Annotated in this window: 16 protein-coding genes and 1 pseudogene; 12 read left to right on the top strand and 5 right to left on the bottom strand. The window is 55.9% G+C overall.

What is annotated here, in order from left to right:
• Positions 1-263: 263 nt before the first annotated feature.
• A complete protein-coding gene (locus tag KVH01_RS17920) occupies positions 264-782 on the top strand; it encodes a DUF1993 domain-containing protein (RefSeq protein WP_217882318.1) in 519 nt (172 codons plus the stop codon).
• Positions 783-965: 183 nt separating this feature from the next.
• Here KVH01_RS17920 and KVH01_RS17915 read toward each other — a convergent pair whose 3' ends face one another.
• Positions 966-1,847, bottom strand: a complete 882-nt coding sequence (locus tag KVH01_RS17915; RefSeq protein WP_217882317.1) for a hypothetical protein — start codon at positions 1,845-1,847, stop codon at positions 966-968.
• Between the two features lie 468 nt (positions 1,848-2,315).
• Positions 2,316-2,552: a winged helix-turn-helix transcriptional regulator gene (locus tag KVH01_RS30670; RefSeq protein ID WP_217882316.1), complete on the bottom strand. Its 237-nt coding sequence runs from the start codon at positions 2,550-2,552 to the stop codon at positions 2,316-2,318.
• 47 nt (positions 2,553-2,599) lie between these two features.
• Here KVH01_RS30670 and KVH01_RS17905 point away from each other — a divergent pair, with 47 nt between their 5' ends.
• The 4 genes from KVH01_RS17905 to KVH01_RS17890 all read left to right on the top strand — a co-directional run bounded on the left by KVH01_RS17905 (position 2,600) and on the right by KVH01_RS17890 (position 4,571).
• A complete protein-coding gene (locus KVH01_RS17905; RefSeq protein WP_318836579.1) occupies positions 2,600-3,025 on the top strand; it encodes an oxidoreductase in 426 nt (141 codons plus the stop codon).
• Between the two features lie 82 nt (positions 3,026-3,107).
• On the top strand, positions 3,108-3,536 hold the full coding sequence (locus KVH01_RS17900; protein WP_217882315.1) for a hypothetical protein: 429 nt from the start codon (positions 3,108-3,110) through the stop codon (positions 3,534-3,536).
• Positions 3,537-3,546: 10 nt separating this feature from the next.
• A complete protein-coding gene (locus tag KVH01_RS17895; RefSeq protein ID WP_043046730.1) occupies positions 3,547-3,876 on the top strand; it encodes a DHCW motif cupin fold protein in 330 nt (109 codons plus the stop codon).
• A gap of 488 nt (positions 3,877-4,364) precedes the next feature.
• Positions 4,365-4,571, top strand: a complete 207-nt coding sequence (locus KVH01_RS17890) for a hypothetical protein (RefSeq protein ID WP_046068607.1) — start codon at positions 4,365-4,367, stop codon at positions 4,569-4,571.
• 164 nt (positions 4,572-4,735) lie between these two features.
• Here KVH01_RS17890 and KVH01_RS17885 read toward each other — a convergent pair whose 3' ends face one another.
• The 3 genes and pseudogenes from KVH01_RS17885 to KVH01_RS29965 all read right to left on the bottom strand — a co-directional run.
• Entirely contained in the window at positions 4,736-5,257 is a 522-nt protein-coding gene (locus tag KVH01_RS17885; RefSeq protein WP_217882314.1) for a GNAT family N-acetyltransferase, read from the bottom strand.
• 819 nt (positions 5,258-6,076) lie between these two features.
• Positions 6,077-6,640 (bottom strand): hypothetical protein, encoded by a 564-nt coding sequence (locus KVH01_RS17880; RefSeq protein ID WP_217882313.1) that lies wholly within the window; start codon positions 6,638-6,640, stop codon positions 6,077-6,079.
• A gap of 75 nt (positions 6,641-6,715) precedes the next feature.
• Positions 6,716-6,804, bottom strand: a pseudogene (locus KVH01_RS29965) (DUF159 family protein); the annotation flags it as partial.
• A gap of 287 nt (positions 6,805-7,091) precedes the next feature.
• Between KVH01_RS29965 and KVH01_RS17875 the strand changes: the two are divergent.
• The 7 genes from KVH01_RS17875 (at position 7,092) to KVH01_RS17845 (ending at position 12,393) form a co-directional block, all read left to right on the top strand.
• Positions 7,092-7,256, top strand: a complete 165-nt coding sequence (locus KVH01_RS17875; RefSeq protein WP_217882312.1) for a hypothetical protein — start codon at positions 7,092-7,094, stop codon at positions 7,254-7,256.
• Between the two features lie 113 nt (positions 7,257-7,369).
• Positions 7,370-8,185: a ZIP family metal transporter gene (locus KVH01_RS17870; protein ID WP_217882467.1), complete on the top strand. Its 816-nt coding sequence runs from the start codon at positions 7,370-7,372 to the stop codon at positions 8,183-8,185.
• Positions 8,186-8,351: 166 nt separating this feature from the next.
• Positions 8,352-8,513, top strand: coding sequence for a hypothetical protein (locus KVH01_RS17865; protein WP_164484442.1), 162 nt, complete (start codon positions 8,352-8,354; stop codon positions 8,511-8,513).
• A 5-nt stretch (positions 8,514-8,518) separates the two neighbouring features.
• Positions 8,519-8,836: a hypothetical protein gene (locus KVH01_RS17860; protein ID WP_046068601.1), complete on the top strand. Its 318-nt coding sequence runs from the start codon at positions 8,519-8,521 to the stop codon at positions 8,834-8,836.
• 151 nt (positions 8,837-8,987) lie between these two features.
• Positions 8,988-9,728, top strand: coding sequence for a hypothetical protein (locus KVH01_RS17855; protein ID WP_043046709.1), 741 nt, complete (start codon positions 8,988-8,990; stop codon positions 9,726-9,728).
• 142 nt (positions 9,729-9,870) lie between these two features.
• Positions 9,871-10,140: a hypothetical protein gene (locus KVH01_RS17850; protein WP_124356155.1), complete on the top strand. Its 270-nt coding sequence runs from the start codon at positions 9,871-9,873 to the stop codon at positions 10,138-10,140.
• Between the two features lie 135 nt (positions 10,141-10,275).
• Positions 10,276-12,393, top strand: a complete 2,118-nt coding sequence (locus KVH01_RS17845) for a TonB-dependent receptor family protein (RefSeq protein ID WP_217882311.1) — start codon at positions 10,276-10,278, stop codon at positions 12,391-12,393.

The raw sequence follows: 12,393 nt of genomic DNA, 5'->3' as shown, positions 1-12,393 counted from the left end.
AGCCTCGTTGTTCATAGTGACCGTAACAGTATGAACTTAGGCAGGAATAAGGTGATTCTTAAATGAGATTCGCTTGAACGTGTTTGAAAGTAAATTATTTTGTTGGCAGGACGCCGGGAGGTGTGCTGACGTGATAGAGGTTGAGAAGGGGCCGCGGGGCGTGCCGGCGGAAGAATGTCAACAGTCTGCTAGTATTCAGGCTGTTGTCCGGGTGAAAGGCACATCCTTTTTGCCCGCTAGGAATGACTACTTAGGGAAACGACATGTCGGTCTACTCAGTTACCATCCCCTGTTTTGCGCAAATGCTGCGAGCGCTGTCGTCACTCTTGTCTAAGGGCGAGGCTGCTGCTCTAAAGAGCGGTTATGACCCGAAGGTTCTGCTGGGTGCTCGATTAGCCCCGGATATGCACGATCTAGCCCGGCAGATTCAGTACGCTTGCACTCAAGCGCAGGAAGCGGTTCAGCGACTTACCCAACAGCCTGCGCTATCGCTCACTCCTCCCGAAGACTTGACGGCAGCGAAGGTAATAATCGAACGCACGTTGGCACTTCTTGAGTCGGCGGACCGAGCTCAAATAGATGAAGGGGCCGAGCGTAAAATTGCTATCGAATTACCAAACGGCATGGCCTTCGATATGACCGGTAGCGAATACGCAGTGAACTGGGCTACTCCACAGTTCTACTTTCATTTGGTCACGGCTTACAACATCTTGCGCCATAACGGTGTACCTCTCGGGAAAGCCGATTATGTACAGCATATGTTTGCTTACCTGCGTCAGTAAGCGGGCTACCTTAGAAGAACCCCGGCTGCGCAGCAACGTTCACAACCTTCTCGCAGCGTAAAGTTAGCCAGGCAGGCCAGGTCCATCGCATTACGCAGCGCTGAGGCCGCGATTGCGTACACGGCGCTGCAGATATCCTCTCCCGCGCAATGTCCACTACCACTGTGTTGCGCGGTTAACCTATTAAGGTTTAGGCATTGCTGTTGGGTAAGCTTGTTGCAGTTTGGCTAACTCGGCGCCGCTTAGTTTTTTAGCTAACAAGATGGCTGCTTCATTAACTACTTTTGGTAGGGCATTAGCAACGATAGTTTTTGCAGGCTGTGATCCCGCAGCAGGGGTGTTGAGCGCTCTATAAATGTGTTCGCCCAAATACGCTAAATAGGATGCTCGAAAAGATATATCAAACGTAAGCTCTACATAAGTAGTCAATAGTTCTTTCAGTCCGCCAGGTAGAACGAGTTTTAATTCCCGTTTTTCATGTTTTTCTTTTAGTGTTGTGGTCAGTGTGAAGGCGAGATTCAAAACCTTGGATGCGTTGACCATCGTTCTGTTTTTGCTGTTTCTTGTATTAAATTCTCCGTCCCAAGCAGTTTCTGCATGCTTAAAAAGAGTTTCTATAGTGTTGTTAATTTCGAACCAATAATGTTTTGGAGTTCTTTGTGTTCCTACGGAAATCAGGCTGGATTGGTGCATAAGCGAGTTCCGAAGCGCATACAATGCATCACTGTCCGGCGTGTTAACGGAGATGTTGAGAAAATTATGAGCTGACTTAATGATGCTTGACTTGCTTTCCATTCCCGGTGGAAATATCGGCGGGAAGGGATCGTAGCAGGTGCCGAATTGATCCATCGCACTCAGCGCCCCTAACAACGGCAGTAGCTTTCCGCTGTTTTCAGAAAGACTGGCGTGCTTTGTCTCTGCTAATAAAAGCGAAACTGTTGATTTATGCCTGACGCCAAAACCCTGAGTGAATTCACCATTGGCGCTGATGTCGCAATGCGCGCAGATGGCAGTTGTTTCCAGCCATTCTAGTTCGTGTGGATCAGTGGATAGTGCGAATGTCATGTGATGTAAACCTCCATGTCGAGAAGATGGGAAACTGCTTGCCCCAGTAGATGAAACCTGTGTCCAAAGGTTCTTTTCTATCGTGTCACAATTGGAAATGTTTATTGAACTTGCTGATTAAAGCCCTTCGCTTCCGAGCTTTGCAAGTCCCTTTTGATAGGGCCACCGTTTTTCCGTCATCGGTGCCATGGAAACAGCGGCGGGGCGGGGCTTGATGTGATTGTGACTGAGGGCGTTTGCGGCTGCAGTGAAGAGTGCGAGGGGCGGGCCGTTTATCAGGAATGGGTTAGAGGCGCTGGGAGGCTGATCGTGCGACATGAGGCCCAGATATCATTAAAGCTGCCCCCTTTTTTTGCTTGGCGTCCCATAAATATTATGGAATCGTTCCAAAACTTTTCTATTTTGAAGGCTTGGCAGTGGCGCCGAGCCTCCTGTGAACGCGCTTTGTGATTTTCTGGTTACTGTCATTTAAGCCGGGTTATTAGGGCTGACTATTTCCTCATCATTATCGACGTCGCTTAAGGCAGCGTTCGCGTCGTAGCGCTGCCTTGCCGCGTGGATATCACCATGGTGCCGATCCGCCCAAAGGATGAGCACCCCTAACGGATTGAGCATCGACTGCCCCAACGGTGCAAGACGATATTCGACACGGGGCGGCTTGGTAGGAAATACCTCGCGTCCGAGGCAACTCAGGTAAGCCCACAAGACGTTGGCTTATTCATTCGCAGGAACAGATTGAAGGCTGGCGCAAGGTGACGGACGCGGTGCATGCCGCCGGTGGCCTGATTTTCCTCCAACTGTGGCACGTTGGCCGTATCTCGCACCCGGACTTTCATGACGGTGCATTACCGGTCGCGCCGTCTACGATTAAAGCCGAAGGCGAGGTGTTTACCTGGAATGGCAAGATCGCAATGGTCACGCCTCGCGCGCTGAAGACCGAGGAAGTCGCCGATGTCGTGAAGCAATTTCATCAGGCCGCGATCAACGCCATGATCGCAGGCTTCGACGGCGTCGAGATCAGCGGTGGAGGCGGCTTCCTTCCGGACCAGTTCCTGCAGAGCGGCTCCAACCAACGTACGGATCAGTACGGTGCCAGCGTGGAGAAGCGCACACGCTTCGCATTGGAAGTTGTAGCAGCCGTAGCCGAGGTATTCGGCTCTGAACGCGTGGGGGCTTAACACCAATACTGTGGCCGCCGGCACCAGCCTGCCCCTGAAAATCCTCAACCCGAATGGCCACAATACCTACGTATCGTAGAACGTGAAGCTTTTCAATGAGGCTGGAACCTTGGTTGCAACCAGTGTGCTCAACGGCCGATACGGATATGGCACCACCGAAAGTCGAGCCATGGTGGACTTCTATGGTCTCAATGCCAATGAGTCATACACGGCCGTGCTGGTTAAAGCTGCAATGACGGATATCGGCGGTGGCTTGGGTTCAATCGGCGGGGAAACCTTGGGCGGTGTTGCGGCAAGCGGTGTCAATACGACCTGGGATAACCTGAAGGCAGGTGCTGCCACCAGCGGTTATGTCCTTTCTGCAGGGATAAACGTTTTCACACATCCTCGGCCGAGAGCTTGCTTCTGGGTTGCACGCTTGATTGGGCGCCTGTATCTCATAAATGCGGGGCATCTGTGTCTATCGATAGGATCGCTGGATGAGTACGGTCCGCAGACCCCCTTTCATTGATGAGGTAAACATGGACCTGACCGCTGTTCCGTTTGGTACGACCGATTGGTCAACCGTCGAACCTATCGAGTACGTTGGACAGACGGGTACCGCCTATTGGCGAACTTGCCAGTTTGGTTCGACACGTGTGCGGATGGTTGAATACAGTCCTGGTTATCTTGCCGACCACTGGTGCTGGAGAGGTCATATCCTGTTGTGCTTGGAAGGCGAGTTGCACACGGAGTTGGAAGATGGTCGTCAGTTCACACTCACTGCGGGGATGAGCTATCAGGTGGGCAGCAACGCTGAGGGGCACCGATCTTTCAGCACCAGGGGGGCGAAGTTGTTCATTGTGGATTAACGCTGGGATAGACCGCTATTGGTCGTTGATGCCGCAATCAAAACCACAGCAGGTGCGGTGGCCTTGTACATGTCGTTGCTCATGGATTATGTGCATTCAGGCGTCGCTCTCCGTGATCGCGGATGGTGGCGCAAAGGTTGATAAGGTTACGATGTGAGGAAATCTACAATTTCATTTTTATCAGGGAGACGAAAAAATGTTCCACAGGTACGTGCGCCCGGTTGGCTATGGGTTGGTGGTAGTAGGGACGATCTCGCTACTATTTTCGGCTTTCGAGTTGTTTGCCGGAAGAGATTCTCTGTTCGCCGTGGCTAAATCAGCAGCGTTTGTTCTTGTTGGTGTTTGGGTGATCAAGAGCTCAGTAAAGCCCTAGTTACATGCTCATGTAGCAGTCATACGCAGCTGTCGCCCTTCGGTTACCGGATGCAGCATGGCGGGCAAAAGGTGTCTAGGTTAGGATTGCCGCATTTTTCAAGGAAGGAGGCGCAATGAATAAACTCAAGGCTATGAACGCGGCGGCAAGTCGATTTTTAAGCCAATTTTCTCGTAAGCAGTTTTTCTTGGCATTCGCCGTCATCACCGCAGCCAACTACTGGTTGGCCTATAACGTTTCCGGTTATAAATCTGTCTATCTGGCGATGGTCGGGGGCTTTTTCTTCGGCATGATGTTCGCGAAATTCGAGCCCAATAAGTAGGCTCAAATCAATTATCAGCCTGGATGATTCACTCGTCTTCACCGTTGTCTTCGCTGTTCATTCGGAGGGGCAATTGACTCAATCAAGGTGGGGTAGTTCACATGCTAGACCGGCACTTGAGCATCAGGCAAAGGACTGGGTTGGTTGCGTGAGCGATGATGTGCCTACCGGGAAAGGTCGTGGCACATCACGATCATTCCAATTTCGGCTTTGTCGGTGCTGAAGGGAATTTCGCTCAACGCCCTAAATCCGTAGCTCTCATAGAAGCGCTGCGCGTTTGAATTGGTCTTCAGTACGTCCAGCCATAAGAAACCTTCATTGCGGTTTTGCGCCGCGTGTTGGATGAACTGGAGAAGCTGCTTTCCGTAGCCTTTACCCGCCTGAGACTTAAGGAAGTAAATTTTTTGGAGTTCGGCGCCAATCTGATCAGACATTGGGATGGGCTTGGACCAGTTGACCCTCGAAAAGCCCACGGCCTCTTCCTTCTCGTTGAGTGCAATGAGCCAACAATGATGGGCAGGCGATTCGATAGATTTCTGCAGTTTACATGCTGAGAAGTCTTCGCTCAGGAAGGTCTGTAGCCCTGCATCGGTCCAGATATCAGAAAAGTGTTCTTTGTAGGTCTCTATGCCGATGGCTTGGAGCGTTTGAAGGTCATCAATCGTTGCCTCTCTAATCGTGATCACTGTCCTGCTCCTTGCACTGAGTGACTCCAATCAATACCGGCAACGCTCTACTATTTCAAGCTCAAGGTAATCATGGATAGGCCATACCTTCGGTCGTCAGTGCCTGATGTGACGGCTCCTGCCCCAAGCCTGCTCCAGAAGACATCTCCGCCACCCATCACCTGATCATCCAGGATGGCAAAACCCTGAAGTGCCAAATCCGTCCATATGTATCGAACCTGGCATGCCAAGGGATCGTCGACGGAGAAACTGAGAGCGTTGTTTGTCAGGACTCTGGGGGCAACCAGATGATTTTTCTTTTTGATAAGAAAGGGGTGCTGTCTACGCATCACAGTATGAAAGCAGGTTAGGGCGTTTTTCCATGAGGGTGAACCCGGCTGTGTTCAGGAGTATCTGAGACCCTTGCATTTTAACCTTTGCCTTTCGGTGGCCCGAGGCTGCTGGCCCCGTCTCGTTGCAAGTGGTACTGGCACTGTCTGGCGCCTGACTCAAGCACACCATTGACCAAATGTGGGAGGGGGCTTGCTCCCGATGGCAGTGGGTCAGTATCAGATGTGCTGACTGACCCTCCGCCATCGGGAGCAAGCCCCCTCCCACAGTTTGATTGCATGTTTACCCCAGCCGAGTACGTCAGGAACCTGGCGTTCAAACGCATGTACAGGGTCCATCGTTGCCGCATGCTCCTTGTGCGGCATCGGGTGTAGGGAACACGACGAAGAGCCAACCATTCAATATACCAGCGCCGCCGCTTTGTAGCGCTCGGGATCAAGCTGGCTTTTGTGCAAGGTAATTCCGCTTCATGAACACGACCGATTCGATTCAGCAGTTGAACACCGGCGCATAACGCTCTTCGCGCTTTTTGAAGTGAATCGGCGCCATGGGGACTTTTTCACCGTTGACGAAGATGTCCGGAAAGGTCAGCGTGAAGTCGTCCATGTCGCCTTTACCCAAAGCGGTGCCTTTAATCGAGGACGTGGATGTTTGCTTGGGGTCGAACCCCGTTTTCAACTGCTCAATACTGACCTGATACGTCTGCCCCGAAGCCAGTTTCACGGTTACGTCAGGCGAGGCCGCACTTACCCAAAGCGATGTGGCGGGGTTGCCCGGATGCGGTTTATACAGGCGACCGAACAGGCGAAGTTCTGTGTCGGTAGCCCTCACCTTACCCGGCCAACTGAGTGTCCCCGGCGGGGCCACATACACCAGCACGTGAACCCAGTTGAGCTCCTCGGACAGTGGCGTAAAACTGATTGCGGCGTGTGCACCCGGGCAGGTTCGTGAGAGCAGGGCATTCTGGCCTACCGACGATTCTGGATGCAGGTAGGGCCCCGTGCTGCACCCCGCGACCAGTGCCAACAGCGAACACAGCAGGTATTTGTTCATCGCGCATTTTCCTTTGCTATCTGGGTATCGCGTGCATTAAAGCATTTCTATCGCGTGGAGCCGTGCACACCAGATAACCCAGGCTCTGACTGGAGCGGCGCGGTGTTTGGCCCAGTGTGGACGCCATCCCCAACGTAGCGATCAGCATGCAGCTGGTCTTCCTGCCTGGGTTTTCTACTTCGGCTCTTCGACCGCTTGTCACCCACCGCCAAATCTATTTGAAATTTTGCCTGACGGGCCATTTCAGATAACTGTGAGGAGGTGAGCCGACGGCCGACTTCCGCTTCAATATTGTCGCAGAAGCGCGCGGGCCCTAAAGCCAGGGGACGATTGGGAGTTTGGCGAGCAGCCAGGGCTGGCTGTCGACGGAGGGGACGGTTCCGCGAGCGTTAACCTGGATGCCGATAACGGCGTGCGGCCCAAGCTGAAAAATTATAATCAGGAGATTCCCATGAGGCGTGATCACGTGAATATGGCTTCGACTTCAGTAACAGCATTGGACGCTCTGTTGCGCTCGGCAGCCGCTTCGTTCGAGCGTGATGCTGGGCGTATCGTTCAGCAACTGGCGCTCAGGAAACGTCTTGCACAGCGCGATTCAATCAAGCGGGGCGGCTGATGTCGGAACTGACTACGGCGCCTGAAGGCTTGAAGAATGGCTGCGTCCGGCGTGCTGCGCAACTGGGCTGGACAGGCAGGATATTCTGAACGGTTCTTGCGACGGTCACTGTCCTGCTGCTCGTTTGCGGGTATAGCGCGATTGTGGATGCCGATAAAAACCATCTTCGCTACGCCGTATTGGGGGGCGCGAGTGGTTTTGTCGCCACGGCAGCCGGTGCCATCGCTGCAATTCTTTTGCGTGATATTGGCGCGAGGACGCAGGATGTAATGCTGGGGTTCGCCGCCGGGATGATGCTCGCAGCGAGTTCCTTCTCATTGATCCTGCCAGGCATCGACGCGGCTCAAGCCATCAGTGGCAATCAGTTGCTGGCCGCGGGCGTCGTCGTGTTGGGGCTTGCCCTTGGCGTTGCGCTGATGGTCGGACTTGACCGCTTCGTACCTCACGAACATGCCGAGATTGGACGCCAAGGTCCACAGACCGAGCGCTTCAACCGTGTCTGGTTGTTTGTTCTTGCGATCACGCTGCATAACCTGCCCGAGGGCATGGCCATTGGTGTCAGCTTTGCCCATGGAGACCTGACCGTTGGCATGCCCCTGACAACCGCTATCGCCATCCAGGATATCCCTGAGGGCCTGGCAGTGGCACTGGCGCTGCGCGTGACCGGTATTTCGGCATTGCGCGCCGCGCTTGTTGCCATCGGCTCCGGACTGATGGAGCCGCTGGGCGCTGTGGTCGGCCTGGGAATTTCAAGTGGATTTGCGTTGGGTTATCCCATTGCATTAGGACTTGCCGCAGGGGCGATGATTTTTGTCGTGTCTCACGAAGTCATTCCAGAAACCCACCGCAATGGGCATCAGACATCTGCCACCTTGGGGTTGATGTTGGGCTTTGCGGTGATGATGTTTCTGGACACGGCGCTTGGTTAGCATGGGCAGTGGCTGTGTGGCAGGCCATTGCCGTCAGCAAGGCGCTAAAAGCCCCGCAGACACATATCGGCATTCCCTATTTGTGAATGACATCACGATGCCTCTATGATCAGCACGCGCCCGGCATCGGGCCGCTGAGCCTCAACCCCCTTTGAAGGATACGAGCATGGACAAGTACTTCGATAATTCAGGCCTTTTCAAACGCACTTCGTATGAAGGCAATGCCTCCCTGGACGCCAGCATCACCGGCTGGGAGCTGAAAAATATCGCGCTGAATACGAAGGAATTTTTGATATGTCCAAAGAACTACTCGGAGTTTTTGCTCTAGGGTTGATGGTGATCGGGGAGTTTTGTGCAATCTACAGCGAGGTGGTAACCGCCCGGCTGGCCCACACCGGCGGCGGTTCCTGGGGAGCGTTTGTGCTGCCTGTCGTGGTGATGTGTTTTGCCGGGTTTTGCCTGCTGGGCGCCTATTGGCTGGGGTACAGGGCGGTGGGTGACATCTGGATTGTCACCGTGGTCTCGGTCACGTCCTTGTTGCTACTTGAACCAGTGGTGGTCTGGTCGCTGTTTCATGAAGCGCCTGGGCGCGGCGCGCTGGTCGGGTTCTGCCTGGGCGCCTTGGGCATGCTTGCCACGATACTGCTTTAACGCCCCCGCTCATCCAGTGCCGGGTCAGATCAGCGCCTGTAGTCCTATGCTTATCTGACCCGTGTGGCTGCACTTTTTTCCATTCTGTTGATCTATCCCTGTCCCGGCCACCCGACTCCGAGGGTGGCCCACAGAATCAGACCCGGTGCCGATGGATCGAACGTCAACTGTTATTACCTCGCTATGGTCGCTGTTGCTCGCCGTGGTGTTCGCGCTCTGCGCAGTGGGTTGCAGCCAGCAACAAGGCCGCGATATCGCCAGGCAGTTCAGCAGCGGCAAGCCCGATGAGTTCTTCCAGACCAGCGTCGACCGCATGGCGACCCTGGGCATGCGCGACAACCTGCAAAGCCTCTACCTGCTGATGAGCAAGCTCTACCTGCGTAACCCCAGCCAGTGGCGCCAGTCGGGTTACCCGGATGCGGTGAGCGCGGCGCGGGTAATCCGTCAGGCCATCGAGAATCGTCAACCCTTGCCCGCACTGGGAGACCGGCGTGATCTGGCTGCCCTGAGTTATTCCTTGAGTCCCGACTTTCGTGGCGACCGGGTCGGTGCGTTTATCTACGCGATCGGCAGCATGCTCGTGACCGCCCACGGCGGGCGCACGCAGTTTTACGTGACTGACTCGATCAACCCGCAGTTCGTCAGCAATGCCGCCCGCAATATCGAGAAGGCCACCTGGCTGCTCAGCCAACGCCAGGATGCCAACGGTGTATTGCTGCTGTTTTCCAATGAGATATCGGAAGAGGGCAGCAACCTCAGTTTCGCTGTCGAGTTCGGCAAGATCGTCGCGCGCCTCGACCTGCTCACCCAAATCCTCGATGAACGTTACCGCCGCATCGGCCTCAATTACGCACAAAGCCTGTTGCTGATGAATTTTCTGCCGGTGCAGTGAGACGCGGCAGCGCGCTTAAATAGCTCAAACGGTGCGGTGTTTCCCTTTCCAGTGTAGGAAGCGGCCTATCTTGCCTCCTGCTGCTTGAAACGCGTGCCTGTGGGCAATAGCCTCGGATTTTTCTTAAACACGAGGCCCTACCTTGGGTAAACGAAAAACGGTTTGGCCCACGGATCGCGAAATACGTTTGCGGTTTATCCTCTTCGCCGTGATCGATGCCGCGACGGTCCAGGGCGTCTCTGCCGAGTTGCTGTTACCGGCACACAAGCTGCTGCGTGACTCGCCCACGGAGGCCCAGTTGCGCGATGCACTGGGTGAGATTCTGGCCACGGAGCAAATGTGCGGTTTCCGCTTCCCGGCAGGTTCGGAAGCCGATGATCTGATGCGCGCATTGGCCGCGCCGGACGGCTAAATCGAGTTGTCTACTGTTTTAGACGCCGCCAGGTCCGTCAATAAGGCGTGACTTGGCGGGCGTGCCTGCCTTCCCATCACTGTTCGCGTGGTGGGCCCGGCCTGCCACGCTCCTGAATTCCAAGGACCTGCCCCAATGCTGCTGCGTCAACCCCCGTTCCTTTTTGCTGCCCTGACCCTCAGCTCGCTGGTACAGGCCGAAGGCCTGCAATTGGCGCCGGTCGAAGTCACTACCGCTGAGGCCAGTGCTGGCGAAATCGCCCAGGCGCAGCTCGACAGCGTGCCCGGCGGCACCAACTACATCGATATGAGCAGCGTGCAACAGGGGCGTGTCAGCACTAACGAAGATGTGTTCAAGTACCAGGCCGGGGTGTACGCCAAGGCGGCGAATAACGAAGGGGTGAAGTTATCCATTCGTGGCTCGGGCTTGAACCGCAGCCCAGGTGCCCATGGCTCCGGCCTGTATGAGATGTTCGACGGCCTGCCGCTGACTGGCCCCGGCGGCACGCCCTATGAGCTCAAGGACCCGCTGTGGCAAAGCCGGGTGGAAGTGCTGCGCGGTGCCAACGGGTTCGATCAGGGCGCGTTGGCATTGGGTGGCTCGGTCAATTACGTCACCCACACCGGCTACGACGCGCCCAAGCTGCAAGTGCGCTACGAGGTCGGCAGTCGCGGCTATGCCCAGCGCGAGATCAGTTCCGGCCAGGTGCTGGGGGATGCCGACTACTACATCAGCCTTACCGATTCAGAGTCTGACGGTTACCAGCATCAAAGCGCCGGCACCGGCAAGGGCATTGCCGCCAACTTCGGCTACCGCTTCAACCCGGACCTGGAAACGCGTTTCTACCTGCGCTACCGCGAAACCACCAACGATTCCCCCGGCAAGCTCACGCGCTACCAGATCAGCCATGACCCACGTGCCGCCAACAGCGTGAATGCCGCTCGCGATTCCAAACGCCTGCAACCGGGCTCCACCTGGATCGCCAACAAGACCACCTTGCAACTGGATGACGCATCAAGGGTCGAGGTCGGGTTGGCCTATCACGACTACCCCATGGACCTGCGCGAAGGCAGCAACCGCCTGAAAGTCGCCTACACCGATATCAGCGGCACCCTCAACTACATCCGCCAGGACAGCCTGTTCGGCCATGCCAGCAAAACCACTGTCGGCCTGCGTACCACCCAGGCGATGCCCAACAATGGCGCCTCCGAGTACGTACGCACCCCCACAGGCAATACCGCCAACTACGCCCCCGGCACCAAGACCCGCGACTACAGCTACCTGGGGTCAGACACCGTGCTGCACATCGGCAACGACCTGGAGCTGGTCCCCGACCTATGGCTCACCACCGGCCTCGCCGCGATCTACACCCGCCGCGAAACCCAGGTGACTTACCCCGAAGGCCAGGCGCCGCTCAGTCAGCATGACTGGGACTACGCACCGCGCATCGGCCTGCGTTACGACTTCACCCCGCAACTGCAGCTGTACACCAACCTGAGCCGCTCGGTGGAGCCGCCCCATGCCTGGTCGATGATCTGGGGTTCCAACAAGTACTTCGGTCCGGGCAACGGCGCGGCCACGGGGCTACAGCGCGAAGGTGTGAAGTTACGCAATCAGACCGCCACCACCCTGGAAATCGGCGGGCGCGGCGAAGCCTGGCTCGGCCAGTGGGACCTGGCCCTCTACCGCTCCGAAGTACGCCACGAACTGCTCTCCGTGGAAACCCAGGCCCAGACCTCCACCAGCAATGCCATCATTGCCGAATCCAACGCCAGCCCCACCGTGCACCAGGGTGTGGAACTGGGCCTGCTCAGCCCGTTATGGGACGGCGGCTCCAGCGGCAAGCTCGACCTGCGCCAGGCCTACACCTTCAGCGATTTCCACTACCGCGACGATGAACGTTTCGGTGGCAACACCTTGCCTGGCATCCCCGAGCACTATTACCAGGCGCAGGTGCGCTACAGCCACCCGACGGGTTTCTACACCAGCCTCAACACCGAACATGCCTCACGGGTCGCGGTGGACTACGCCAATTCCTACTATGCCGCGGCTTACACTACCTTCGGTGCCACCTTCGGCTACGACGCGCCCAAACAGGACTGGCAAGCCTGGGTCGACCTGCGCAACCTCACCAACCGTCGTTATGCCAATACCGTTACGCCGGGTTACGACGACAAAGGCATGGACGCAGCACGCTCTACCCCTGCCGATGGACGTGGTGTTTACACCGGTGTGTCTTGGAGTTGGCGTTAA

Source organism: Pseudomonas khavaziana (genome assembly GCF_019145205.1).
In the GTDB taxonomy this organism is placed as follows: domain Bacteria; phylum Pseudomonadota; class Gammaproteobacteria; order Pseudomonadales; family Pseudomonadaceae; genus Aquipseudomonas; species Aquipseudomonas khavaziana.
The sequence above is the reverse complement of the archived record's forward strand: the minus strand, read 5'-3'. Positions and strand labels throughout refer to the sequence as shown.

What these genes read in the sequence shown, in the direction of transcription:
- KVH01_RS17920 (WP_217882318.1), top strand. Translation starts at nt 264, where the DNA reads ATGTCGGTCTACTCAGTTACCATCCCCTGTTTTGCGCAAATGCTGCGA.
- KVH01_RS17915 (WP_217882317.1), bottom strand. Translation starts at nt 1,847, where the DNA reads ATGACATTCGCACTATCCACTGATCCACACGAACTAGAATGGCTGGAA.
- KVH01_RS17895 (WP_043046730.1), top strand. Translation starts at nt 3,547, where the DNA reads ATGGACCTGACCGCTGTTCCGTTTGGTACGACCGATTGGTCAACCGTC.
- KVH01_RS17890 (WP_046068607.1), top strand. Translation starts at nt 4,365, where the DNA reads ATGAATAAACTCAAGGCTATGAACGCGGCGGCAAGTCGATTTTTAAGC.
- KVH01_RS17880 (WP_217882313.1), bottom strand. Translation starts at nt 6,640, where the DNA reads ATGAACAAATACCTGCTGTGTTCGCTGTTGGCACTGGTCGCGGGGTGC.
- KVH01_RS17875 (WP_217882312.1), top strand. Translation starts at nt 7,092, where the DNA reads ATGAGGCGTGATCACGTGAATATGGCTTCGACTTCAGTAACAGCATTG.
- KVH01_RS17865 (WP_164484442.1), top strand. Translation starts at nt 8,352, where the DNA reads ATGGACAAGTACTTCGATAATTCAGGCCTTTTCAAACGCACTTCGTAT.
- KVH01_RS17860 (WP_046068601.1), top strand. Translation starts at nt 8,519, where the DNA reads ATGGTGATCGGGGAGTTTTGTGCAATCTACAGCGAGGTGGTAACCGCC.
- KVH01_RS17855 (WP_043046709.1), top strand. Translation starts at nt 8,988, where the DNA reads ATGGATCGAACGTCAACTGTTATTACCTCGCTATGGTCGCTGTTGCTC.
- KVH01_RS17845 (WP_217882311.1), top strand. Translation starts at nt 10,276, where the DNA reads ATGCTGCTGCGTCAACCCCCGTTCCTTTTTGCTGCCCTGACCCTCAGC.